Genomic DNA, 25,825 nt, shown 5'->3' on the forward strand with positions numbered 1-25,825 from the left:
TCGACTGGCAATGACTGTTTCCTACTTTTCCTTCCCCTTGTCTAGTTTCAAGGACACTTAACGATGCAACGAAATCGGACTGTTTTGTCACTTATTCTCTTACTTGCGGCTTTTGGACTACTTGCTGGCTGTTCCTCCGATTCGAATCGTGCCCTCGTTCAAGGTACCATCACGCTCGACGGTAAGCCACTTCCAGGTGCGAGTGTCGTTTTTCAACCTCAGCAATCCACTCCAGGACAAACGGCAAGAGGACGTACGGACGACTCAGGCAAATACACCTTGCGAGTCCGCGGCCAAGAGTCAGTCGTGCCTGGCGAATATCGCGTTGAAGTGAAGGTCGTCAACGAAATCGTCAATAACCAGGGCATGGTGGTCGGGGAGAAGGAGGATCCGAAGCTCAAGATCGATCGCCGCTTTAACGATCAGACAACCCTTACGGCGAACGTTCAACCAGGACAGGAGAACGACTTCAGTTTTGACGTCTCTTTGAAATAACCTACCTCGACAGTCTATCAGAACCGATTTGAGCCCGTCGCAAGACCGAGCTTAAGCCGCTACCAGGTCAGTTAGCCCCATGATTCAAGTGACCCCTCATAACGATTCCGAATCACTCGCTTCCAGGACTCCTCCGTGGCGAAGAATCCAAAACGAATTCTTCCAGCGCATGGGAGGAGATCAACAACTGCGGCATCTATTTGAACTGATGCCAGGCACGTTCTTCTTCATGAAGGATGAGAAGAGCCGGATGGTCTGCGCCAGCCGCGCCATTCAAAAGCGGCTCGGAGTCCGTTCGGAAGCGGAAGTGGTTGGTCGTACGGACTATGACTTTTTTCCTCCCTCGATCGCCGATAACTTTGTTCGCGACGACCGCAAGGTGATGGAGTCGGGACGTGCGCTGGTGAACCATGTTGAAATCTGGTACAGCGAACAGCGGATTCTCGACTGGTTCGTCACCAACAAACTGCCGGTTCTCGATACCAGCGGTCGCCCAATCGGCGTAATGGGAACGGTGCATAGCTACGAAGGCAAGAAGCAGGAACTGTTGCCTTTTTCGCGAGTGAGTACCACGATCGAATTTATCCGGCAGCATTTCCGTCGCACGATTTCCATCGGCGAACTGGCCCAACTATCGGGACTATCGGCCCGGCAACTGCAACGTGCGTTTCGCGATACCATGGGAACCGGAATCCACGAGTTCATCTTGAAGACTCGGATCGAGAGTGCCTGTCATGTCCTGCAGACGACGGAGACACCCATCTCGGAGATCGCCACGCAGCACGGCTTTTGCGACCAAAGTGCGTTTACCAAGACATTTCGCCGACTGACCGGCGTTACGCCAGCACGTTTTCGCAAGGAGTCGATGGCAAAACCATCGATTCGATAAGAAGCCGCCGTCAGCACAATGCCTGAAGGCCGAGTGCATTGATCTAGGGTTGCTGCTACTTTTCGAGATGAAAGTCCAGGTTTTGTTCTCCGGCCTGGATCTCTTATTGCAGCGTCGACTGGGAGTTGACCTTCTTGGGTACGACCGCTTCGCGAGTTTGCCGCACTGCCAGTAAGAAGAAGGCAATGAAAATTCAACCTTGGATGGAATACCCCGGGGCATTCGCCCGATGTGCAACACATCTCTAATGGCCTGACACCTATTCCGAGAACTAGCTTGAGCAGATCAATTTATAATGGCTGGGGTTTCCGGTGATAGCTCCTTTTCCCATGGATTACAACCGACATTTCCCATTTGTATTGATCCCTCGACCGACGATGCACCTGCCCCATGAGCCATGGAGCCACTTCCAGAAAATCGCGACTGGCACCCTATTTGCAAATCCACTAGATTGATCGATGATGGCTGCTTACTCCATCACCCTATTGAAGGACCAGCGATGTCAGAACGCGAAGAGAGAAACAAACAAAACGTGCAGGCGTTTTATGAAATGATGTTCAACGAATGCCGTCCAGCCGATGCGGTTGATCGTTTTGTTGGCGATACTTATACCCAACACAATCCGATGGTCGGCGATGGCAAGCAGGCCTTTATCGACTACTTCGAGCGCATGGCCGGCGAGTACCCTGGCAAACGGGTTCGATTTGTTCGCGTGATCGCTGAAGGCGATTACGTCGTATTGCACTGCCATCAAACCTGGCCCGGTGGACCTGACTGGGCAGGCATCGACATCTTCCGCCTCGACGAAGATGGCAAGGTCGTCGAGCACTGGGATGTACTTCAGACCGTGCCGGAAAAGTCGGCCAACGAGAATGGAATGTTCTAAATAGATGCTGGTCTGGGAATCCTCGTCGCGTTTTTGCCCTTACAAAGCATTTTAGCATCACCACGGTCAATCGCACGCATTCTCCGCTGATTTGCGGTTGTGAAATCAACGGATCAGGCATCGTTGAGAACAAGGGCGTTCTCCCTCGCTCGAGTCAGATGTGCGAAATCGACACCAAAAGAAGCGTGCTATATCGCACAGCACCGTGCTCTCTTGACACACTACTTTCACTTCCCAGGGTGACCTCGTCTGTAAATCACAGCTGCCTCGTGTCAGTTGGCTTATGCTGAACTTCGGTTTCCCGATGCTTCTGTTGCCCGCTCATACGGCTTTCCTTGCTATTTTCATTTAATCTAGAAGTCGTTTTTTCACGACTACAATTCAGATTGACATTTTTTTCAGCTCTCGATATCGATAAGGAAACTTTGAGCTATTTTTCTCTCCTGCGACATTCTGTCGCACAGCGTTGGCACATGGCTTGCCAAATCGAGGGTTTGACGGGAATTCGATTTACCTGGGAATAAATTAACGAGAGACGTGATGAACGATTCGGGCAATGGGCAAAGTGATTCAACGGATGATGTCAAAAACTTGCCTCTTGAGAATGGTACCCTCGGTGGTCATCTGGAAACGTTCTCCTATGACGACCGAATTACCCGGCAGTTCATGACGGCGACGGTTATTTGGGGCATGGTGGCGTTTCTGGTTGGGCTGACGGTCGCCTTGGAACTCGTCCTACCATCTCTATCAATGGGGTTCGAGTTTTTAAGCTTTGGGCGGTTACGGCCTTTGCACACCAACGCGGCCATCTTCGCCTTTGCAGGCAACTCGATTTTCGCGGCCATCTATTATTCCACACAGCGACTACTCAAGACGCGGATGTGGTCCGATACGCTGAGCCAGCTTCATTTCTGGGGCTGGCAGTTCATCATTCTATGTGCCGCGATAACTCTTCCGCTGGGAATCACGCAGAGTAAAGAGTACGCCGAGTTGGAATGGCCAATCGACCTGCTGATCGCCGTGGTGTGGGCAGGCTTCTTTGGCATCAACTTCTTCATGACCTTGGTCAAACGGCGGGAACGTCACATCTATGTGGCCATCTGGTTTTATATCGCGACGATCATTACCGTGGCCTTGCTGCACATCTTCAATAACTTGGTCGTGCCGACCGGCCTATTCAAAAGCTATCCAGTTTATGCGGGTGTCCAAGACGCGTTCATGCAGTGGTGGTATGGCCACAATGCCGTGGCGTTCTTTCTGACGACACCTTTTCTGGGCCTGATGTACTACTTTCTGCCCAAGGCCGCCAATCGGCCTGTTTTCTCGTACAAACTCAGTATCTTGCACTTCTGGTCGTTGGTCTTCATTTACATCTGGGCAGGCCCGCACCATTTGCACTACACGGCCATCCCGGAGTGGGCTTCCTCGTTGGGGATGATCTTTTCGATCATGCTGTGGATGCCTTCGTGGGGAGGGATGATCAACGGTCTGCTCACGCTACGCGGGGCATGGCGCAAGGTGACCGAAGACCCTGTGCTGAAGTTCTTCGTGGTGGGTATCACCTTCTATGGGATGTCGACGTTCGAAGGCCCCATGCTTTCGGTCAAAGCGGTGAACTCCCTGTCGCATTACACCGACTGGACCATTGCCCACGTGCATAGTGGTGCGTTGGGTTGGAATGGTTTCATGACCTTTGGAATGATCTATTGGCTTTTGCCTCGCGTCTTCCAAACCGAGCTTTACAGCAAGAAGCTGGCTGAATGGCACTTCTGGTTGGGGTTGATCGGAATCTTGCTGTATATCGTTCCGATCTACGGCGTCGGGGTTTATCAAGGGCTGCTCTGGTTTGCCATCAACGACATGGGGAACTTGTCGTATCCAAACTTTATCGAGACGACCGTCAACCTGGCACCGTTCTATTGGATTCGCGTTCTGGGTGGCGCGTGCTATATCGGTGGTGGCGTGATGCTTTCGATCAATGTCTACCGAACCTGGTGCGCTCGTCCGGCAGTTTACGAAGAGCCTCAATACCAGGCCGCACCACTGCGGAGCGATTACGTCGATACCCCGCTGGAAGAGTCCAATCTGAAGCAGGTTCTCGAGGTCGCCAAAAAGCTAGACGTGTTTACGAAGTTGGGATGGCATCGCCGCTGGGAACGAAAGCCGATCATCTTCAGCATCTTTGTCGCCTTGGCAGTGATTGCCGCTTCGCTGTTTGAAATCATTCCCACCTTCCTGATTCGCTCGAACGTACCCACGATCCCTTCCGTGCAGCCCTATACGCCGCTGGAACTGGCAGGACGCGACATTTACGTTGCCGAAGGCTGCTACAACTGTCACTCGCAAATGATTCGTCCAATCGTGGCGGAGACGAAACGCTACGGTGAATACTCGAAACCTGGTGAATTCGTCTACGACCATCCGTTTCAGTGGGGATCGCGCCGCATCGGCCCCGACCTCGCGCGTCAAGGTGGTCGGAATTCACATGCCTGGCATATCTATCACTTCCGCAATCCAAGCGAGTTCGTGAAGGGTTCGATCATGCCCAGCTATCCACACTTTGAAACGCAGGACCTGAACTTCAACACCATTCCCCAACGCATTCAGGCCGCGGCCTACCTCGGTGCACCCTATAGCGAGGAAGAACTGAACAACTCGATCGACTTGGCCAAGGCCCAGGCCCAGAAGATCGCCGACGAAATCGTCCAGCAGAATGGCCCTGAGGGCCTGGAGTCGAAGAAGGTGGTCGCCTTGATCGCGTATCTACAGCGTCTGGGTACCGACTTGTTCAAAGCGCCGCCCACTTCCGAAGAACAGTCCAATGAGCAAGCGGAACCTGAAAACCCGGCGGACGTCGCTCTCAGCAGCGAATAAGGAGACCTGACATGATTCGCGAACTACTCAACAGTGTGGAGTACGGCTGGATTGCTTCGACGGCGTTGGTTCTTTTCTTCTCCGTCTTTCTGGCAGTCACGATCCGCACGCTGTTGACCGACAAAAAGACGATCGATTCTCAAGCAGACATTCCCCTTACGGACGGCCAGCGGAGAAATACATGAGCACCAACACAGAGACCAAGCCGCCTGTCGACGATGGGGCGATTCCGAACGATCCACTCACCGACCACTCGTACGATGGCATCCAGGAATTCGACAACCCGATGCCTGGTTGGTGGAAGATGCTGTTCTTGCTGTCGATTCTGTATTCGATTGGATACTGGGTCTATTACGAAAACGGCATTACGCCGGATCGTTCGATCATCGCGGCCTACGATCGCGCATTCGCGGCCAACTTGCGGCTACAGTTTGCCGAAATTGGCGACTTGCAACCTGACCGCGAAACCATTTTGAAGTTCGCCGACGATCCGAAATGGCTCAAGGTCGGTCAGGCCGTCTTCCAAACCAATTGTACGTCGTGCCACGGAACAAAAGCGGAAGGCCGTGTCGGGCCTAACTTGACCGACGATAAATGGAAGAACGTCAAGCAAGTTGAAGACATTGCCAAGGTGATCAACAACGGGGCCGCAGGCAACGCGATGCCTGCCTGGCAAACCAAATTGCATCCGAATGAAGTGGTTTTGTTGTCATCGTATCTTCTCTCGCTTCAGGGCTCCGTTCCGCCAGGTGAGGGGCTAAAGCCGATCCCGGGAGAGATTCATGAGATTTCCGACCTGACGTCGGCCCCAGCTGCCGAAGACAAACCTGCCGATTCAACGACCAAACCGGCGGAAAACAATGAGTGACGAGTTTTTAACTCCGGACGAGCATGTGCTTTCGACGCTTGAATCAGACGGTTCACGTCGCTGGCTCTTTCCGCGTCTTTCACGCGGACACTACTGGTACATTCGTCGCATCGTCGGTTTCCTGTTGATCGCGATTTTTGTGGGCTTGCCGCATATCTACATCAACGGAAAACCAAGCATCCTGCTTGATATCACGCAGCGCGAGTTCACGATCTTCGGCTACACTTTTCTGCCGACCGATACCCTGCTGCTCGCGCTGTTGATGATTAGCGTCTTTTTAACCATCTTCCTGCTGACGGCACTTTTTGGGCGAGTCTGGTGCGGTTGGGCGTGCCCTCAAACGGTATACCTCGAGTTCGTCTATCGACCGATCGAACGGTTTTTCCTGGGCACCAGTGGCCGCGGCGGTGTTCCCAGCAGCAAAGTCCCCGGATATCGCCGCGTCGCCATGTATGCGGTGTACCTCCTCCTTTCGATGGGACTGGCTCACACATTTCTGGCTTACTTTGTCGGAGTCGAACGCCTTAGCCATTGGGTTACGCAGTCCCCCTTCGAGCATCCCGGACCATTCCTGGTGATGGGCCTGACCACTGGGTTGATGATGTTCGACTTTGTCTTTTTTCGCGAACAGCTTTGCCTGATTGCTTGCCCCTACGGGCGTTTTCAGTCAGTCCTGCTCGACCGCAACTCACTGATCGTCGCCTACGATACGATCCGCGGAGAACCTCGCGGAAAGCGGAAGCACGAACTGCCGATCGTCTCGAACCAGCAGGGAGACTGCATCGATTGCGGTCTTTGCGTGCGAACATGCCCCACCGGCATCGATATCCGCGACGGGCTGCAGATGGAATGCGTTCACTGCACGCAGTGTATCGATGCGTGCGACGAGATCATGACCAAGATCGACAAGCCAACCGGGCTGATTCGATATTCCAGCCAGGACGCGATCGAAGGTGGGAAACAAAAGTTCCTTCGCCCCCGCGTCATCGTCTATCCAACCCTGCTGGCCATCGTGATTACCCTGATGGTCGTCACGTTCGCCAATAAGAAATCATTCGACGTCACGCTGATCCGTGGCGTGGGGATTCCCTTCTCGATCGCCCAGGATGGACATGTCGAGAACGCGCTGCAATTGAAACTAGTGAACCGACTGGAAACGGCGGATGAGTTAAATATCACCATCCAGCCCGACACGCTGCAATTGGAAATTGCCGAGCAAGTGACGCTCGATCCGAAAGCGACGCAAACGGTTCCGATCGTCGTGATTGCCAATCGCCCTGACTTCCAAGGGGGCAAGATTCGCGCCACGATTGAAATTGAAAGCACCCAGTCCAGCGATGTAAGGAGGATCGAATGCCAAATATTCGGACCGTAGAAGCACCGCAATCGGTTGAAACGGCCATTGCGGAAGTGAATGCCAAATGGCTATGGGGGAGCGTCGTTATCGGCCTGCTTCTGATGCAGATCGTGATGTGCGTGGTCGCAGCCATCTTGGCCGTGCAATCGGAAGCGACCAATGTCGTCCCGGACTACTATCAGAAGGCCGTGCATTACCAAGATACGTCGCCGGTTCAACCGAACCTCAGCAACCCCGAGTAATCATGGAAGCAGTTTCGATCGGCCTGATCATTCTTACCGCGAGCCTCGCCGGCAGTGGACACTGCGTTGGCATGTGCGGGCCTTTCGCCATCCTGGCTGGCCAGTCCAACACGTCGAGTTTCGCCAGACGGTCGCTGGCGGTCGGAAACTACCACCTGGGGCGGCTGCTTACTTACCTGCTGTTGGGCATCATCGCAGGCAGCGCGGGATCCCTGGTCGACCTTGGCGGTAGCGCGATGGGGCTGCAGCGACTCGCGGCATGGATTACCGGCTCGATCATGATTGCCTATGGACTGTTCGCAATCCTGCGTTTCTCTCGCCTGGGATCGCTTCACTTTGCACTCCCGGAGAAGATCGGTAGCCTGGTCCAAAAGGCCTTTCGCTGGACCGGGCGCCTATCAGGAAACACTAAAGCATTAGCCATCGGCGGCATCACCGCGTGGCTTCCATGCGGTTGGCTCTATGCGTTTGTCTTGATCGCATTGGGGACCTCTAGCCCTTGGTCCGGCCTCTTCGTCATGCTCATCTTCTGGCTGGGAACGATACCGCTCCTTTCGGTATTCGTCTTCGGTATCCAGAAGCTGTCCCAGCCTTGGAAAAAATGGCTGCCCGTGGCGACCGCCGTGCTGCTGATCGTCAGTGGCGTATTCACGCTGTCGGTTCGTGCCCAGGCTGTCTTCGATACGCTAGAGGTCAATCTATCGCAATCGCAGACGACGACGGAAGCGATCCAAACGGTCAACACGACTCCCCTTCCCTGCTGCCACTGCGAGACGGCGTGTGAGTAGCGAAATGATCGTCCAGTCCCGCACAACTCGATCGCCGAAGATTGAAACAGAGTGTACGCACTGTGGTCAGCCGGTGCCTTCGCAGTTGGCCCATGAAGATAGCGAAGAGCAATTCTGCTGTCATGGTTGCGAGGCGGCTTTTCGGATTCTGCAGGAGTTCGATGGGCTCGATCCCGAGTTTCTCGAGCAAGCGAGAATCGCAGCGAAAAGGCAAACGGCTGCCCAAAGTTACGAGCACCTCGATCATCCCGCCTACATGGAGAAGTACGTTCACGAGACTGCGTCAGGAATCTCGCGTACGAAACTGCTTCTCGGCGGCGTTCATTGTGCCAGCTGCCTGTTCGTGATCGAGAAGCTTCCTGAATTCCTTCCAGGCGTCCTCACCACGCGGATGAACCTGACCGCGATGACGGTTACCGTCGAGTGGATTACCGCTTCAACGCGACTATCGAAAATCGCCGAAACCCTGGATCGACTCGGATACCCGCCCTTCCCTCCCCTGGCAGAAGAACGCGAGAAGCTCGAGCAAGTCGAGTCGCATCGGCAACTCATTCGCCTGGCGATCGCGGGTGCCTGCGCCGGAAATACAATGCTGGTTGCCATCGCCCTCTATTTCGGTTGGTTCACCGGAATGAGCGACGAGTTCCTGCACTTGTTTCGCTGGACAATCGCCGGCCTGGCCGCGGTCAGCCTGGCCTGGCCTGGCTCGGTTTTCTTTCGTGGGGCCTGGCAGGCAATTCGCACGCGCACTTCGCACATGGACTTGCCGGTCGCATTAGGATTATCTGCCGGCGCAGGCATGGGTCTCGCCAACACGATCCTTCAGCGGGGTGAAATCTATTTCGACTCGCTCACCGTTCTGGTGTTTCTGCTCCTGGTTGGTCGGCACATTCAATATGGACAGCAGCGGCGCGCGATTCGACAAGTGTCACTGCTCCACGCAATGCTTCCTCGCGCGGTAACGCGACTGGTTCACCCCGACCCGGATGCCGGTCTGGAATCGGTTCCCATCGAAGCGATCCGGCCAGGCGATTGGATCCACGTTCGAGCAGGGGATGTGATCCCGGTGGATGGCAAACTCGTATGTGGATCTACCTTGATTGATCTTTCGATACTCACCGGCGAATCATGTGGAGTCGAAGCCAGGCAGGGAGACCGAGTCTACAGCGGCAGTACGAATATCAGCAGTTCGATCGTCATCGAAACGACGCTCGTCGGAACCGATACTCGGATTGGCAAGATCTGCGAACTCGTCGAGGAAGAAATTCGCACCCGAACGCCCATCGTTCAACTGGCCAATCGAATCGGGAACTACTTCGTCGCCATCGTGCTGGTTCTTGCCGCGATCACGGTGGCCATTTGGATGTCCTCCGGCATGGAAATCGCGATCAACCATGCGATGGCTCTGCTGATCGTAGCTTGTCCATGTGCATTGGGCCTGGCGACTCCTTTTTCCGTCGCATTCGCCCAGGGGAGAGCCGCCGCACGAGGAATATTGGTCAAGTCCGGAGAAGTCTTTGAATCTCTGGCAAGGCCAGGCAGGATCTGGCTCGACAAGACCGGAACGCTAACCGAAGGGCGGATGCGGCTCATCGATTTCGTGGGAGATCGCGACGTTCAACCGGCCGTCGACCTGCTGGAACGTCAAACGGTGCACCCGATTGCCGCGGCCTTGATCGCCAACATGAAAGTTGCAGAGCAAGACCGTTTACCACAATCCGCTCTGAGCAACTTCCTCGTGATCCCAGGCATCGGGATTCAAGCCTTGGTGAATGGTCAACTCATTCAAATCGGGTCCGAGAAGCTGCTCGAAGACAAATCCACACGCATCACCGTAGACCTTCACACAGTGATTCAAGACTTCAATCACCGCGGGTTGACGACCGTTTTAGTCGTACGAAACGGGGAAGTCATCGCGGTGGCTGCGTTGGGGGATCAAATCCGAGCGGACGCGAAAGCCACGATTGCCGAACTTACGCGACTGGGCTGGGATGTGGGGATTCTTTCTGGCGACCATCAAGATGTGGCTTCGCACGTGGGACAGGAAATTGGAATCGAGCAGAAGAACGTACAGGGAAACCTGACGCCTGAAGAGAAGTTGGAAGTCGTGCAGAACTCGGCGACATCGCAAACCGTGGTGATGGTTGGCGATGGAGTGAACGACAGCGCGGCCCTGGCAGCGGCTTCCGTTGGGGTCGCGGTCCAGGGAGGAGCGGAGGCCAGTTTGAAAGCGGCCAACGTCTATCTGACCCGCGACGGCGTTCAACCCATCCTGGATGCCATCAGAGGTTCCCAGCAGACTCTGAGGACCATTCACACCACGTTTGCCATTTCACTCTGTTACAATGCGTTTGCCGTCGTGCTGGCAATGTCTGGCATGATCAATCCGATCGTCGCCGCGATCTTGATGCCGATCAGCTCCCTTTCGGTACTGGCGGTTGCCGCTTCGAACACGGCATTCAGAAATACAAGCATCCCCCCTCAGTCAAAGCCATGAGCGTCATCTACATCGCCCTGCCGATCGCACTTTTGCTGGCTACACTGGCAGTTATCGGTTTTGTATGGTCGGTCCGAGAGGGTCAACTCGATGACCTGGAAACGCCAGCGGTTCGCATTCTGGAAGACGACAAAGTCAAACCGAAGCGCTAAGCAAATGCCAAAAGTCAATTCGACATTTTCGTTCGATTCCAACTACCTAATGCCAAGTCGTTCGATCGAGGCGCGGCAGCGGTAATCGGCTTCGACTGCGAAGCCATCCATAACATGGAATCGGTCCGCATCGGCTTATCCGCTCTGATGTCAGATATCCGGTCGCCACGATCGGGAAGCGTTTCGAAAAAGTCGAGGGGCTTCATCAATGAAATGATCGCCCAACTATTGAGCCTGACCTTGCGACAGAGTAGTTTGATCGAAGTGAATCCGACCTCTTCAATTCCCACATGTTCGACTGGAAAACCATGATGTTTCGATCGCTCACATTTGTTCTCGGGTTGAGTACCGCTCTGTTGGCACTAACGGCTATGGCGGAGGATTCGACTTCGTCGGCAGACCCGCTAGACACTCTCATGTGCGAACGCGGCAAGCTTCTGCTGAACGATAGCTTCGCGACCGGGCCAGGCAAGTCGTGGCGAATCGCCAAGGGAAAGTGGGAGAGTGTCGACGGCGCGACACAGGGATCCGAGCTTAAGGAAGACATGCACGGTGCGGTCATTCGAGTGAATCGTCCGGTTCGCAACTTCGTCGTTCAGTACTCATTCAAGCTGGATGGCACCAAAGGGACGACTTTGAGCATCAACGACGCCAAGGGGCACAACTCACGCGTGCTCCTGAATGAAAAGGGATTCTCTGTCCGCAAGGATGATCACGACCATGCCGGGCCTGACAAAGCCGAATTGCTTCAGACTGTCAGAACGAAAATTGCTCCTGGTCAGTGGCACACGCTGGTCGTTGAATGCAATGGCCCTGAGTTCCTGGCGCGTCTGGATGGTAAATTGGTTGCCTATGGTTCGCACAAGGCAATCGACGTCGACAAGACCAACTTTGGCCTAACGGTTGGGGGAGAGTCTGCTTCCTTCAAAAACTTGAGCATCTGGGAAGCAAAGCCCAAGAGTGATTGGTCGGCAACCAAGGCAAAGATCGTCGCCCAGTCGAACAAGTAGGTTGTTCTCTATACCCAAAGATAACACCTGAAAACTTAGGCGGAGAAAGCAGAAACGGGACCGTCGCCGAAGGTGGTGACCGTCCCGATACTTTTGCCCCAGAGGCGTTGATTCACTTTATTTGTGAAAAAGTTTCCCCACCAGGCCCCTCTTCGTGAATGTTCTCTGATTGCGATCTTACGTTATCTGATGTCGGGGACGAGACTTGGCGATTCCGAGTCCTTTTCGATCCACCCCTGAGCGAACCGAGCCTTTTGCCGAAAGTCGACTAAAACCACAAAGGGCGACCGCATCCAGGAATTGGCAACGTGCGCCTGTCGAGACTCGTCGAGCCTGAGACTGAAGTCATTGATGATGGTGCCTCAACCGCGAGCATGGCCGACATTCCGTTCAAATTGCGGCTAGGTATGATTTTCAAACACTACCAGCGTGCGGCTTGAAGGTTAACGGGGTTTTTCGATTGATATCTTTGTTCGCGACGAAGATGCGCGCACCTTTCTGAGTTGGCGGAACTTCCGCCTGTCTGCATATCAAAACACCTAAGTTCCGCCCGCTGAAAATGGCATTTCTTAGAAACTCCATTCTTGGAATTGCTCGAACATTACTGCCAACTTTGGTTGGTGTCTTACTTATTAGTGGCGGATTTTTTTGTCTTTGGATACGCCGTCGCTGGCATCTCACCACGCCAATAATTTCACAATAAAGTGCATTTTTTTCTGTTAGATTGCCGGGTTAGTGGCTGCTTACTATTAGCTGCCTGTATTTTTGGTCCCCGGGCCTAGGAATGATTGTGAATTCTTTGGAATCCGAATCAGAGAAGTTTGTCACGCTTGTCACTCAGCGTCAGCGTCTTTTGTACGGCTACATATTCTCCCTAGTGCTCAATTCTGACGACGCTCAGGAGGTGCTGCAGGAGACCAATTTGACGCTTTGGCGGAAGCGTAGCGAAATTCCGCACGTATCTCATTTCTCAGCATGGGCTTGTCGCATCGCCTACTACGAAGTTCTCGCATATCGGAAGCGGGCTTCCCGAGACCGTTTAATAGTCTCATTCGATGATGAGTTACTCGGCAACCTGGCAGTAGATGCCAGAAATCAGTCGCAACTCGACTTTCGAACGAATGAACTCCGTAAATGTCTTGAAAGGCTTCCCAAGGCAAGTCTTGACCTTTTGCGGAAACGATATGAATCTTCGCAAAGCATTGAGCAATTATCGAAGGAGAATGGACGTTCTGCAGCCTCGATTTCTCAAGCATTGTATCGAATTCGACGTGGGCTTCTGGCCTGCATTAAACGGCAACATCAACTAGAGACTGCCTAAGATGAGTTACGATCCATCTCCCGAGTTCGCAGGACTATTGGAAGTTCTTGTGGAAGGTTGTCTTACGGAGCAAGAGAAAGCTTTGCTCACTGAGATACTGCGAAACGACGCAGAAGCCAGGACGTTTTTCGTTGAATACATGTCGCTCCATGCTACGCTTCAGTGGGAAGCGATTGAACTATTTCAGATGGATAAGGCAGGTGGGATAGCCCATCGTGTTTCAGGAGAAAAGTCCTGTGACATGGCAAACTTGGACGTCGACAAGGCAAGTTTACCCGCCGTAAAAACGGCTTGGCATCGAGGGGCTGTTTGGGCACTTGCCAGCATGGCTCTAGCCAGTTGTTTTCTCTTCGCATTCGTTTACTGGAGTGGAGAAAGCGGGAGTGGCGAGCGGCGAGTTATTCACTCGTCTGAGATCAGAAGGAAAAACACGAACCAGAATTCATTTGTGGGGATACTTTCGGCTACGCACAATGCCCAGTGGTCACCAACAATGGCCAATCTTACCCAGGGGAATTTCATTGTCGCAGGCGATTTCACACTTGTTTCGGGTAAGGTCTCCATTGATTTATTCGAGGGGGGACGGATCTTTGCTTCTGGCCCCGCTCATTTCAACGTTAGTAGCGATCAATCCCTGGTTATCGCATCGGGAAAGGTCAGGGTGAGTATTGAGGACGAGCATGCTCGCTTGAAAGTGGAGACTCCGGCAGCAGAACTCATTCACATCGGAACCGAATTTATTGTGGAAGTCTGGCCGGATGGTACGTCAGACCTGGCTGTTCTCGACGGGGCCGTGGAGGTGTATCCCAGACTTCAAGATACCGTATCCACATCCGCGCAATATGTCCACGCGGGCAATGAATTTCGCATCATGCCCAACGGCAAATATGGCACGTATCCAGAGAAGTTCGCTTCTCTGGACGAGGATTCCCTACAAGATCTCAATCCGATGGATGCTGAGTTTTCCACGCCGGCGATCTCATCCGAAGGTTTTAACGTTCGCTACGTTAAAGTCGATCCTGATGAGAATGTCGCCTTGCTCGAACTGAGCTTGGCAGATCGTTTATTGAACGGAGAGTTCATCGCGAGCGAGGATGTTTTCACCGAAAGAGTACCGCTAATCGACTTTGAAGAAAGAGGGCATACGAAGAATTCAGAGAATCTATTCTCACAAGATCTCCCTTTTCCCGGAGACCGGGGAGGCCAAGTTGATCTAGACGACGGATTTGCGATTCATGCATCTGGTTGGATCGAGATTTCCCAGACGTGGATTTATTCGTTCCTTACCAACGCTGACGATGGTGTCCGGCTGCGAATTGATGGACAGGACGTCATTATCGACGATGGTTTTCACAGTCCAACTATCAGCATCGGCTCGATTCCACTCACAAGAGGCAAGCACCACATCGAGTTGGTTTACTACGACATGCACCGCGGGGCACGACTCGAATTAGGAGTTGCTTCCGGGAAACGTAGAGACTCGTCCAGTTTCATTCCTTTGAGAATTTCCTCGCCTCTCGAATAGGGAAACAGGCGGAGGTATTCTTCGAGCGACCTTCCGGGGTCTTCCTTTCTCACGACTCTTTTCAACTAGGAGCCAGTATGTTTATTCGTCCACACTTTTCGCACCAACGCCATGGATTCACACTCGTGGAGCTACTGGTCGTCATCGCCATTATCGGGGTACTGATTGCCCTCCTGCTACCAGCCGTCCAACAGGCAAGAGAAGCAGCACGTCGAATGCAATGTACCAACCACCAAAAACAAATTGGGCTCGCGTTGCATAACTACCATGATACGTATGGATCTTTCCCATCAGGCTGGATTCCACAACCGTCGAGCAGTCCGGGTAGCGGCACGCCGGCTTGGGGCTGGGCGGCCCAAATCCTACCCTTTATGGAACAAAACTCCTTGCACGACGGCCTGGCGGTGGGCGTCGTTTCCGTTCCTGGCGGCCCAAGTAGCAACGGCGTTCAAACGGAGCCTTACTACTCGTTGTCTCAGACGATCATTGCTACCTATCGATGTCCCTCGGATACCGGCCCGGACCTTCATCCGGACGACAGCACCACGTATCTGGGGCAAACTTCTTTGACCAACTATATCGCGGCAGTTCGCAGTTGCCAGTCGCATAAGGGCAGTGCAGACAGTCAAGGATTAACGCATGTGGGCCCTGCCGATCGGAAGAAAGGAGGTTTCTACGGATATTCCAAAACCAAAATGCGTGACATCTTGGATGGAACGACTAACACCATCGCCATTAGCGAACGGGTTTGGGAATTCACCGGAAATCACGGGTTAGGTCCCGCCTATGCTGCGAATTGGGTGGGTTGCGGTCGTACGGACAAGGATACGCGTTGCGTTCGATGTTTGGGATTCTCACCAGAGGCACCCATCAACGCGGGCGGGCGATCAGCAACAACGGCCAGCAGCAATCATCCAGGCGGTGTCATGGCCTGTATGTTTGATGGTTCCGTCCGATTCGTGTCAGAGAATATCGACCACTTTCCCGAGGGCAACGTCGACGATCCAATGGACAGTATTTTTGAATACATGATCGCCATTGCCGATGGCCAGCCACTGGGAAGCCAATAGGTTCTGCCAGTCCGCGATCCAATGAAATAGCGCGTGGCGCAACTAGCGCCGCGCGAATAGACAGGACATCCCTATTTGCATCTTTTCTTAAGCCCCTCTCCCCAGGATAGATTCATGACTCAGCGAAAACATGTCTTTCTATCGGCGTTCTCTACGATTTGCATCTTAGCCGTGACCGGTTGCTACTCAACCACTGGCGACCGTCCTCCGATTGAAGAAGTAACAGGCGTGGTCACGATGGATGGAGTTCCGCTTCCCCAGGCAAAGGTAATTTTTCATCCCAGCGGCGAGATGGGTGGACGACGTTCCCACGCGGTTACCGACGACAGCGGGGCATACCGGCTGATTTATATGCAAGGTGCCGACCTCGTTTACGGCGCGAAAGTCGGACCGCATACCGTTGTCATTTCCACCGAACGCGATGAAGACGATGAAGGTGGAGAGGCGAGTGAAAAAGTTCCGTCACGCTATCGCGGGCGAAACTCGGAACTGTCGGCTGTGGTGGAAAGCGGTGCCTCAAACGACATCCCATTCGATCTCGTCTCCAAATAATACGCACGGACAAGAACCATTGATCTCAGGACAGTACTCTTTTGTGGGCGTTTCTCAACAATGAAACTTACCTTTCCAATGATTGTGGCGATCGTGTTTCTCAAATTGTTACTGCATCAAGCAACCTGCTCGCGGGCGACTGCTTCGGAACGCGCCTATGACTTTGAATTGCTCAACGGTGGAGCCGTCATTGCAAGAGAGAATCCAAAGACTGGTGGACCATGTGTCGTGCGAGTTCCTGATTGGCTAGGCCCCGAGGAGCGGGCAGATCCTACGGCCAGATATTACTTGTATTACAGCACGCATCACGGGGATCACATTCGCATGAAGTGGGCGCCATCCATCGAGGGGCCCTGGGCAGAATACAACCTGGGTGGGCGATTTAATGGCCGGACCCGTAGAGGAGTATTTGACTTCCGATCAGACGTAACGCGTGAACAATTCGGTCACATCGCAATGCCGGATGTTCACGTTGATGACGCCAGCCAACGCTTCATCATGTTTTATCATGGGGAGAATCAGCCTCAGACTAAAACAACGAGCGGAATCAACGTTCCCCGCGTTCACGAGAGTTTTGTAACGACCAGCCGCGATGGGCTCAATTTCCACGATCCCGTGACGTCGGGCGGGCAGGCGGGCTACGGACCGCAAACGGTAACTGTCGATGGGATTACCCGCGATGTATGGATTGGTCCCGCTTATCAACGCGCGTTTCACTATCGAAACAACTGGTACTCGGTTTCCAAGCGAGCAATTCTTGCCAAAGCGAAAAGTTCTCAATACCCATTTCGTCACAATGCAAATGATCCGTTTGGAGTTGCCTGGACAATCGAAAGTACACCCGATCAAATTTGGCGCGAGGATGCCGTACAGTTTCAAGGCGCGTATTATTCCCCCGCGGCGTCATTCCTTGCTTCCCGAGAATTCGCGGAACATCACAACAATCCTCACCCCGGGTCGCGGATTCTATCCAAGAACGAACGGATTAATCATGTAAGTTGTTGCGTACTACCAGACAGCCAACTGGAAGTCTTCTTTTACGTCAAAAAAGATCCGAACGATCGTTTTAACGCGATCTACCGAATTGTCTACGATATCGCCGATCCAGACTTCGAAAATTGGGACGTGGCTCGCGACAAGAGTGGCAATGTCATCTTCGATATTGTCTTAACCCCGGAAGAAATCCGTGCCGAGGTAGAACGGTACCACCCCAACGCAAAACCGATGTATACCGTCGATCCCATTTCTTTAGGTGATTCATGGATCTTCGTAGACCAAGACAACTCTAAGTATCTCTTCTACTCCTACGTATCGCAAAGGTTCAGTGGTGAAGAAGGGGAAGGGCAAATCTCGGCGGTAAGACTCGTACCTCGTCCGAAAGTTCAATAGAGCTCAGGGTTTTATGACGTTTCGTGGGGGCTGTTTCGTTCGCGAATTTTGGAAGGTACGAAGATGAGTCGAATTGATCTTCGGTTGCTCGCGCTCTTGGCTACGATGTTTTCCTTTTCTATCTCGATGGGAGACTCGCGTTCATTCGAGCTGGTAAACGATGGACGAGTGATCGCTCGAAAAGGCCCGGAGACCGGCTCTCCATCGGTGATTCGCATTCCCAATTGGATCGCTCCTGATGACCGCGCAGATCCGGAGGCAAAATACTATCTCTATTTCGTTGCTGACCGTCGCGAGTGCGTCTACATGAAATGGTCCAGGACAATACAAGGGCCATGGCATGAGTTTACGTTGGGAGGTACTTACAACGGTCACGCACGACGAGGTGTCTTCGATCTGGTCACTGATCCACTGCGCAATGGCAAAACAGATGTTGCGTCCGTTGATGTCTGCGTGGATTCAGAGGCTCGTCAAATTGTCATGTTGTTCCGAGGAAACTCCCATGTGGTCGACAACCAGAGTGGCGATCGCGTAAAAATCAAAGAAGGTCTCGTGGCAACGAGCAAAAACGGACTGAACTTCAACTCTTTCGAAACAAGTGGAGGCCAAGATGGACATGGCCCATTGACCTTTCGATCTGATCGTGAAGGAAGGGATGTGTGGATTGGACCAGGCCGGCAACGGGCTTTTCGCCATCGCGGCAAATGGTATTCCGTCTCAAACGGCGGGGTGCTCGCCAGTTCTCCAAATGAAAGAGGGCCGTGGACTTACGATCCGAATCGTCCAACCCAGATGTCATGGCATGTTGATGCAACCCCCGATCCAATATGGCAGGACGAATTGGCTGACAGTGAGAAGAATTATATTTCCCCTCTCGCAACATTCCTGGCTTCGTCAGAATTTGCTCTTCACCCCAACAATCCATCACCCGGTTCTCGTGTTGGACTTCAACAAGGCGAGGCCGACAGCGTGGCAGTATCACTCATTTCCCATGATCAATTGGAAGTGTACTTTGGCATACGTAACGAAGCGGATGACATGTACAACGGGATCTACCGCGTTGTCTACGATCTATCGTCAAACGATTTCCAAAAATGGCAACTTGTCCGTGATGAACAGAGCAACGTCGTCTTTGATGTCGTTCTCACTCCACGTGACGTGACTATGGCCGTCAGGTCAGAGAGGCCTGAGGGCGATCCAATTTCTTTTGCAGACCCCATTTCCTTGGGTGACCCGTACCTTTTCATCGACGATGATTCACGGCGCTACCTCTTTTATTCATATCAGTCGGAAAGGTGGGGAGGTTACGAAGGTCTCGGTCAGATTTCCATGGTGCAATTTACAGACGACTAGGAGTTCTTTTTCCGACGTCTCAACTGAATGGGTAATTCTTTGGTACTTGCAGTTTGTTTGCCCTAGAGCCTGTTTCAAACCATAGAGCGAGAGAGTCCGGGGGAAAGCGACAAATCGAAGCAAGTAACCGACTCGACTTGTTGATGCAGGAACCGTTTGGTAGCTCTCACTTCGGCCCGCATTCATGCAGATGCCGCCTCCCACACACCCCGGCACGCTCACCAGGTACTCGATTACTCCTAGGCCATTATCGCAGGCAGTTCGGCGAGCGAACGCGATGAAACGCCTGGCATTCGTCTCACATTAAAGACGCCAGTGGGAGCGATCGTTCACCCCAGGAGCTAAGCTATCGAAAGGGGGCACAACGTGCCAACAAGTTCAGTTGCCGAAGAATAATTCCGCATGTTTCAACTGCCACAAATCCCTTGGAATTCGACTGCATTTTATCTCGAATTCGATGCTAGGTCGTAACAGACCATTTCTTCCGAATTACGAACGTACAGTTTGTTTTCGGCGACCACCGGGTGATTCCAGGTTTTGTTGGCAAGGCATTCAATCCGACCAAGTTCCTGGAATCTATTGGGAACTGCGTCAACGAGCACCACCTCTCCTTGTTCTGTGGTCACTAAGATCTGGCGACAAGATTCGAGTATCACTGCTTGCCCGAACCCATACCGCCCGCGTTTCCACAGTCGTTTTCCATTGCTGGCATCAATGCACGCGAAAATCTCCTTGTCGAAACCGTATAGTGCCCCATCGTGGTAGACAAAATCGTTGAAGGAGGGTTTCAAATTACGGCTCTGCCATCGCTCCGTCGCCTTCCAGTTTCCTGAAGCCTCCTGCTGGATGCTAACCGCGGCCACCCCAATTCCATCGCCGAGGGGAACGATCAACATATCATCCGTTATTTGCTGTGCTTGTACGATCGGCGGATCACTTCCTCCCTCGATATCGTATCGCCATAGTTCTTCTCCTGTACGAGGTGACAACCCGCGAGCCGAACCTGCTTGTATGAAAACGGCCATGCTCTGGCCATTGATCGTCGCAGGCTGGGCAGAACTGAAATTCATTCCGCTGGCCGGGTTCGACCACCTGGTTTCTCCGGTTGAACAATCCAGTGCCATTAGCCCGTCGTTCCCGTCGCCTCCCGCATAAACCAAGACGACATCACCAAAAACTGCTGGCGAACTGGAGAATCCCCAAACAGGCAACTTAGCGTTCACCTCTTGCATGAGATCACGCTTCCACAGAAGTTGGCCTGTGAAAGCATCTAGGGCCACCAAGATTCCCTTGGCCCCGTAAGCGAAAACCCTTCCGTCGGCATAGGTGGGCGTCGCGCGTGGCCCTGCGCCTGAAGTGACTTCTTCAAAACGACTTGGTTCCGCATGAAACCAGATCAGCGTTCCCGTGTTCGCGTCGTAGCAGACGACCAGTTCATCGTCCCCTCGCTGCTCCTGAGTGAATAGCCGTCCCGAGACCACCGTCATCGAAGACCATCCCGGACCCACAGGACGCCGCCAACGCTCACGCGGCGGCTCAACCTCCCAATCCATTGGTGAAATTGGATCAGTAACGCGCGAGTCACGATTTCTGCCACGGAAACCTGGCCAGCTTTCGGAATGGACCTCCCAACCCTTTGGTTCACTACCTTCCGGCAGCTCGAAATCGCTGTTTGCTAAAAGCCGCTGTTCGCTGGACGGACTCCAGCGAAACGCGATATCCGGAACATAGCTTCCATCGATGCCATCGATGCGGATGATCGAAAGCCAGCCCCATCCAAGGGAGACGAGTAAGGTCATGCCCACCAACTGTCCAATCGGCTTAACGCGTCGGCACGCGAGTAAACCAACAGAGATCAGCATCATCGTAAGTGGTACGCCATACATCCAATACGCAATTTCGGTCCGTGGCGCGGAGAACTGGACCGCCACAATCCCCAGAAGCATCGTGAATGCGAGAGTCGATAGACTAACCCACCAACGCAAACGGCTGAAGAATACAAATGCCAACGAGAACAGCACGAAACACGCCAACGGTCCCGCCATCAAGAAAATGAAGCGAACAAAGTTGTCGATCGATGGGGTCACGCAAAGCACAAACAACGAAGCTTGAAGAACGACCACCAACCAAGATGGCCAGACTCTGGCGGTCCATGATTCGACTCTCTCCGATCCCCCGTCCGCATGGTTCGCGATCTCGTTCATCTTCTCCGCAAACTCCCGAAAAATGAAGCCCTCCACGTTACAGACTTCGAAGTGGGCTGGATGGCATCGGAATCGTTACTTTTTACTGATCGGCATTTCCACCTCGTAGTATCGCGATTTGGCCGCGACTTCGGGGCTGTTGTAACCAAGCAGCCGTAGCTTGCCAGCTCGCTCGTACTCAGGGGCTTCTCGCGACAACCATTGTTCCAGCCGCCGCTCGATTTCAGCGAGGTCCGCTCGGTCGTCTTCCCCCTTAAGCCCGATGCAGACCGTCGTCATTGCGGGAACATCCTCTACCTTCACGCCCCCCAACTTATTGCCGACTTGACCAATCTTAGCGTCGCTGTAGAGAGACGCCATATCGATTTGTTCGGGCGACTTGTCTTCGCTCGAAGTGTACGTCATTTCCACGGGTGCCGTCATTTCGATGCGGTTGAGCGTAATGTGCGCCAGGAGCTTGAAGAATCCGGAGTCTTTCCGCGACTGGGTTCTCGCCAGGCGGTACGCAGGATATTGTTTCAGGCGGATTTCTCCTACAGGCGTCGGTTGAGGAAATCCCGCCGGCAAGTCGGCCTCTTTTTTCATTTTGAACGTGAGTATCTCGAATGATTCGCGGAGACCTTTCTCAAGCGTGTCCGCATTGTCGGCCGCCTGAAGTTTTTCGGCGATCAGAACGTTATTGGGGCAATTCTTTCGTACGACTTTGGCGACAAGCTGGTAGATTTCCAACCGAGCCCCCGGCGATTGATCTTTCGCTTGGATCAGCGCGTCGGAAATCAACTTCGCGGCCTCGGTATTGACCGAGCTTTCCCCCTCGCCCAGTTCCCGCCCGTACGACCAGCCTCCTAGAAAAGCCAGAGAAGTCAACGCGAGTACGATCTGCAAACGCATCATAATTCTATCTCCTTGAGAAGCAGGTTCCTTCCGGTCAACAACCCGTTGAATTCCTCAGATTGGCTGCTTACTTGAAGCTCAAAAAAATAGGCTGTCAAGTCGGCGATACGGAAGATTGATAAGCATATTTCACCATGATTTCGTCAGAGGATTGCAGACGGATTCATCTTCTTAGAAAAAGGTTGGCTTTCCCACCAATCTTCGGTAACGGAGCGAGTCTGACTATTTTTTCGAATCCGCCGGGAGAATCTGAGCGAATCTCGCTATGAGTAGATTTGATTGGTCGACCTAAAGTGCATTCTGGCCGGAAGCATCCCAACTTAACTTTTAGCGAAAACAGGAACTCAACTATGAAGATGTTAATTGCTGGTTTAATTGCATTCGCTGTGGTAGCAGGCACCTCGTCCTGGGCCGCCGCCCAGGAGAGTCAGGAAAAGGATATTGTCGACACGGCCGTCGAGGCGGGGAAATTCAAGACCTTGGTCGCAGCGGTAAAGGCCGCTGACGTGGTGGAAACGCTCAAGGGGGAGGGCCCCTTCACGGTGTTCGCTCCAACCGATGAAGCGTTCGGGAAGCTGCCCAAAGGGACCGTCGAATCTCTTCTGAAGCCTGAAAACAAGGAAAAACTCGTCGCCATCCTGACATATCATGTTGTGCCAGGTAAAGTGACGGCCAAGGACGTGGTGAAGCTTTCCGAGGCGAAGACCGTGCAAGGCTCTACCGCCAAGATCACTGTGAAGGCAGGCAAGGTCATGATCGACGATGCCAACGTCGTGAAGACGGACATCGAAACCTCCAACGGTGTGATTCACGTGATCGATTCGGTCATCATGCCGGAGTAGGTTGCCGCCCGTAGAAAAAAGTCCTTTCGCGAGGTCGGCGATATTGCCGGCCTCGCGTCGTTGTCATTGCTCTCAGGAGATTGACTTTGAAAGAGTCGCTTTTGCAGCGTATCGCGGCGGGAGATTCGGTCGCGATTACAGCATGCATCGATAAGTACGGCGGCTTGGTATGGTCGCTTGCTCGCCGCCTCTCACCGACCACAACGGACGCGGAAGACGCCGTCCAGGAGATTTTTGTCGATATTTGGCGGAACGCCGAGCGGTTTCGCGCAGAGGTCGCCGACGAAGCGACGTTCGTGGCGATGTTGGCACGGCGACGATTGATCGATCGGCTGAGAAAGTACCGCCGGGAATTGGACTCGCATCCCATTGACGAGCAAGCATTGCAGTATCCTTCCCCATCCCAGACTCCCCGAGCAGAAATTGCCGACGAAGCTTCCAGGGCAACTGCTTGTTTGGAAAGGCTCCGTAGCGACGAAAGAAACGTGCTTGAGTTGTCGATTTATCATGGCTTGCCGCAGACTCGGATTTCCGAGCGAACAGGTATGCCGCTGGGTACGGTCAAGACGCATGCTCGACGTGGTTTGGTGAAATTGAGGGACTGCATGCGGGTAAAAGAATTGCGACCGCGGAAAGGCGTTGAAGCGTGATGAGCATCGACTCGAACGAAGATTCCGATCGCTGGGAAGAACTCCAGGTCACGCGACTGCTCTTCGGCCTTTCGCAGGAAGAACAATTGGAGTTTGACGAATTGACCCGACAAGCTACCCGAAATACCGACGACTCTCTGGACAAAGCGGTGGCGTCACTCGATATGGCTTGGAGCAACCAACAACCCGAACACTTGCCCGAACATCTAAAACAAGCTATTCAGGCGCGAGCTGAGCAAGAGCTTGCCTCGAAGCGCGTCGTATCCCTTGGCGAGCCTTCAAGTCGCGAATACTCCCGATTCCAGACCGCAAGCTACCTTCCATGGCTTGTCTCGGCAGCCTGTCTGGCGTTTGCCTTGTTTTCCTGGTTTGCAACCGGGCCTATCGAAGACGCGCAGCCCGACCTGGCCAAGCGCCGAGCGACGTTGCTGGCTGATGATCGCGAAAGTGTGCAGGTGGAGTGGTCTCCCGGTACCACTCCGGTTGCCGGCGCGACCGGGGATGTCGTGTGGAGCACTTCCCAGCAGCAGGGATACATGCGTTTTCGCGGGCTGCCGGTCAACATGCCGTCTAAGGAGCAGTATCAGCTATGGATCTTTGATAAGAACCAGAGTGAAGCAACTCCCATTGATGGTGGCGTGTTCGACATTGCCTCGACCGAGGAAACGATCATACCGATCGACGCCAAACTGCGAGTGCAGCAGCCATACTTGTTCGCCGTTACGATTGAGAAGCCCGGGGGCGTGGTCGTGTCGTCGCGTGAAAGACTGCCGCTGTTGGCGAAAGTTGAATAACATCCTCCCCCCGTGCAGAACCCTCTTCGTGCATGTTCTATGTTCTAAATCTCGCGCTATCTGATCACTGAAAAAAAGGGCTTGGCTCGAACCCCGAATGGAACCCTTTGCGAACCGAGAAGATCGGCAACCAGTTACCCAGCCGTTGTTGTTTCTTCTGGCAAGATCCACGGCAAAGGGCCCACGGCACCTGATTGATTCCCTCAAGATCAGGAATGCAATGCTCCCGCAGTGGGTGAGGACAGTTCCTACAGTTTGCGATCCGATACGGCTCGGGATGATCGAATGAGGTGCTCCTGTCGTTCCGGGGCGATTGTCAGGAGTTTTTCAAGCAACATTTCTAAGACGGATTCACCGGCGATCAGCGAAGGCGCCTCGGCTTTGATGGGATCTCGATTCGCTGTCGTGATTAGAGAAATGTCGGCCAGCGAATTCAAGGGCGAAGTAGAGAAGTTCGTCATGGCGATAATCGATGCGTTTTGCTCTTTGGCGACTTCAGCAGCATGTAAAATATCTTTGGTCGCACCGGATGAACTGATTGCAAAGAGTGTGTCGGATTCTGTCAACAGCGTCGCGTTGACAGCCATGACATAACCTTCGGTCGAGGGACGCGCGTCGATACCGATGCGACTCAACTTCCAAACAAGGCTCAAGACAAGCGGGGCAGAACTGGCTACTCCCACGATCAGGACAACGCGACTTGCTAGAAGCGTAGAGGCTGCCTGTTGGAGATCACTTTCCTCGAGCAGTCGTAGTGTCTCGTTTAAGTCACTTCTTAATCGCCGTGCCGTTTCGCTATCGGTGGAGTCCGCGGAGCTATCTTCTACGCGACCATTGGAGGCCCCATCCGTCGCAAGGAGAATCTTAAACTCTTGAAAGCCTTTGCAACCTAGCTTTTGGCAGAAACGAATGATCGTTCCGTAGCCAATTTCGCTTAACGCGACAACCTCGCTAATGGAACGATAGGCTGCTTCGGGATGGCTCTCGAAGTACTCGCCGGCACGCTGCTCGGCTGCTGTCAGCTCACCATGAAGTCGACGAAACGTTTTTCGCCATGAACTGGCCGAAACGTTTTTCTGGTTTCCAATGCTCATGCTTGTGGGGGATATCCGAGAAGGGGCGTGCTGTACGAGTAGCGTATCCGTCTGTCTGGAAAGGGGCTTAACAAAATCT

General features: G+C 53.3%; 24 protein-coding genes. 21 read left to right on the top strand and 3 right to left on the bottom strand.

Annotated elements, in window-relative coordinates; translation table 11 throughout:
- The first annotated feature begins 63 nt into the window (after positions 1-63).
- The 18 genes from Pan97_RS18615 (at position 64) to Pan97_RS18695 (ending at position 19,268) form a co-directional block, all read left to right on the top strand.
- A complete protein-coding gene (locus tag Pan97_RS18615) occupies positions 64-495 on the top strand; it encodes a carboxypeptidase-like regulatory domain-containing protein (RefSeq protein WP_144975180.1) in 432 nt (143 codons plus the stop codon).
- 79 nt (positions 496-574) lie between these two features.
- Positions 575-1,384, top strand: coding sequence for an AraC family transcriptional regulator (locus Pan97_RS18620; RefSeq protein WP_196782150.1), 810 nt, complete (start codon positions 575-577; stop codon positions 1,382-1,384).
- Positions 1,385-1,883: 499 nt separating this feature from the next.
- Entirely contained in the window at positions 1,884-2,270 is a 387-nt protein-coding gene (locus Pan97_RS18625) for a nuclear transport factor 2 family protein (protein WP_144975182.1), read from the top strand.
- A 540-nt stretch (positions 2,271-2,810) separates the two neighbouring features.
- Complete coding sequence (ccoN, locus tag Pan97_RS18630) at positions 2,811-5,144, top strand: cytochrome-c oxidase, cbb3-type subunit I (RefSeq protein ID WP_144975184.1); 2,334 nt, start codon at positions 2,811-2,813, stop codon at positions 5,142-5,144.
- A gap of 11 nt (positions 5,145-5,155) precedes the next feature.
- A complete protein-coding gene (locus tag Pan97_RS26335; RefSeq protein ID WP_165698845.1) occupies positions 5,156-5,329 on the top strand; it encodes a hypothetical protein in 174 nt (57 codons plus the stop codon).
- Positions 5,326-6,012: a cbb3-type cytochrome c oxidase N-terminal domain-containing protein gene (locus Pan97_RS18635; RefSeq protein WP_144975186.1), complete on the top strand. Its 687-nt coding sequence runs from the start codon at positions 5,326-5,328 to the stop codon at positions 6,010-6,012. The genes Pan97_RS26335 and Pan97_RS18635 overlap by 4 nt, the downstream gene beginning before the upstream one ends.
- On the top strand, positions 6,005-7,387 hold the full coding sequence (gene ccoG / locus Pan97_RS18640; RefSeq protein WP_144975188.1) for a cytochrome c oxidase accessory protein CcoG: 1,383 nt from the start codon (positions 6,005-6,007) through the stop codon (positions 7,385-7,387). Before Pan97_RS18635 ends, ccoG begins: the two co-directional genes overlap by 8 nt.
- Complete coding sequence (locus Pan97_RS18645) at positions 7,366-7,611, top strand: FixH family protein (protein ID WP_144975190.1); 246 nt, start codon at positions 7,366-7,368, stop codon at positions 7,609-7,611. The genes ccoG and Pan97_RS18645 overlap by 22 nt, the downstream gene beginning before the upstream one ends.
- A gap of 2 nt (positions 7,612-7,613) precedes the next feature.
- Positions 7,614-8,399: a sulfite exporter TauE/SafE family protein gene (locus tag Pan97_RS18650; RefSeq protein ID WP_144975192.1), complete on the top strand. Its 786-nt coding sequence runs from the start codon at positions 7,614-7,616 to the stop codon at positions 8,397-8,399.
- Positions 8,392-10,896, top strand: coding sequence for a heavy metal translocating P-type ATPase (locus Pan97_RS18655; RefSeq protein WP_144975194.1), 2,505 nt, complete (start codon positions 8,392-8,394; stop codon positions 10,894-10,896). The genes Pan97_RS18650 and Pan97_RS18655 overlap by 8 nt, the downstream gene beginning before the upstream one ends.
- Complete coding sequence (gene ccoS, locus Pan97_RS18660; protein WP_144975196.1) at positions 10,893-11,048, top strand: cbb3-type cytochrome oxidase assembly protein CcoS; 156 nt, start codon at positions 10,893-10,895, stop codon at positions 11,046-11,048. Before Pan97_RS18655 ends, ccoS begins: the two co-directional genes overlap by 4 nt.
- 308 nt (positions 11,049-11,356) lie before the next feature.
- Positions 11,357-12,058 (top strand): family 16 glycoside hydrolase, encoded by a 702-nt coding sequence (locus Pan97_RS18665; RefSeq protein WP_165698846.1) that lies wholly within the window; start codon positions 11,357-11,359, stop codon positions 12,056-12,058.
- 784 nt (positions 12,059-12,842) lie between these two features.
- Positions 12,843-13,379: a sigma-70 family RNA polymerase sigma factor gene (locus Pan97_RS27190; protein ID WP_144975200.1), complete on the top strand. Its 537-nt coding sequence runs from the start codon at positions 12,843-12,845 to the stop codon at positions 13,377-13,379.
- 1 nt (position 13,380) lies between these two features.
- Complete coding sequence (locus tag Pan97_RS18675) at positions 13,381-14,904, top strand: PA14 domain-containing protein (RefSeq protein ID WP_144975202.1); 1,524 nt, start codon at positions 13,381-13,383, stop codon at positions 14,902-14,904.
- A 77-nt stretch (positions 14,905-14,981) separates the two neighbouring features.
- A complete protein-coding gene (locus Pan97_RS18680) occupies positions 14,982-15,974 on the top strand; it encodes a DUF1559 domain-containing protein (protein ID WP_144975204.1) in 993 nt (330 codons plus the stop codon).
- Between the two features lie 114 nt (positions 15,975-16,088).
- Positions 16,089-16,526 carry a carboxypeptidase regulatory-like domain-containing protein gene (locus Pan97_RS18685; RefSeq protein WP_144975206.1) on the top strand — a complete coding sequence of 146 codons (438 nt, stop codon included), beginning with the start codon at positions 16,089-16,091 and terminating at the stop codon, positions 16,524-16,526.
- 78 nt (positions 16,527-16,604) lie between these two features.
- On the top strand, positions 16,605-17,915 hold the full coding sequence (locus Pan97_RS18690; protein ID WP_144975207.1) for a hypothetical protein: 1,311 nt from the start codon (positions 16,605-16,607) through the stop codon (positions 17,913-17,915).
- A 63-nt stretch (positions 17,916-17,978) separates the two neighbouring features.
- Positions 17,979-19,268, top strand: a complete 1,290-nt coding sequence (locus Pan97_RS18695) for a glycoside hydrolase family protein (protein WP_144975209.1) — start codon at positions 17,979-17,981, stop codon at positions 19,266-19,268.
- Between the two features lie 443 nt (positions 19,269-19,711).
- Here the strand turns inward: Pan97_RS18695 and Pan97_RS18700 are convergent, their stop codons facing one another.
- The gene (locus Pan97_RS18700; protein ID WP_144975211.1) at positions 19,712-21,472 is read right to left on the bottom strand and encodes a PQQ-binding-like beta-propeller repeat protein; all 1,761 of its coding nucleotides are present in this window, start codon (positions 21,470-21,472) and stop codon (positions 19,712-19,714) included.
- Between the two features lie 75 nt (positions 21,473-21,547).
- Entirely contained in the window at positions 21,548-22,366 is an 819-nt protein-coding gene (locus Pan97_RS18705; RefSeq protein ID WP_144975213.1) for a heme-binding protein, read from the bottom strand.
- Between the two features lie 350 nt (positions 22,367-22,716).
- On the opposite strand from Pan97_RS18705, the gene Pan97_RS18710 reads away from it, so the two are divergent.
- The 3 genes from Pan97_RS18710 to Pan97_RS18720 all read left to right on the top strand — a co-directional run bounded on the left by Pan97_RS18710 (position 22,717) and on the right by Pan97_RS18720 (position 24,652).
- Entirely contained in the window at positions 22,717-23,208 is a 492-nt protein-coding gene (locus Pan97_RS18710) for a fasciclin domain-containing protein (RefSeq protein ID WP_144975215.1), read from the top strand.
- An 86-nt stretch (positions 23,209-23,294) separates the two neighbouring features.
- Positions 23,295-23,858 (top strand): sigma-70 family RNA polymerase sigma factor, encoded by a 564-nt coding sequence (locus tag Pan97_RS18715; protein ID WP_144975217.1) that lies wholly within the window; start codon positions 23,295-23,297, stop codon positions 23,856-23,858.
- Entirely contained in the window at positions 23,858-24,652 is a 795-nt protein-coding gene (locus Pan97_RS18720) for an anti-sigma factor (protein ID WP_144975219.1), read from the top strand. Before Pan97_RS18715 ends, Pan97_RS18720 begins: the two co-directional genes overlap by 1 nt.
- Positions 24,653-24,900: 248 nt before the next feature.
- On the opposite strand, the gene Pan97_RS18725 is transcribed toward Pan97_RS18720, so the two are convergent.
- Positions 24,901-25,746, bottom strand: coding sequence for a MurR/RpiR family transcriptional regulator (locus tag Pan97_RS18725; RefSeq protein ID WP_165698848.1), 846 nt, complete (start codon positions 25,744-25,746; stop codon positions 24,901-24,903).
- Positions 25,747-25,825 lie beyond the last annotated feature (79 nt).

The sequence above is a fragment of the Bremerella volcania genome (assembly GCF_007748115.1).
Taxonomy (GTDB): Bacteria; Planctomycetota; Planctomycetia; order Pirellulales; family Pirellulaceae; genus Bremerella; species Bremerella volcania.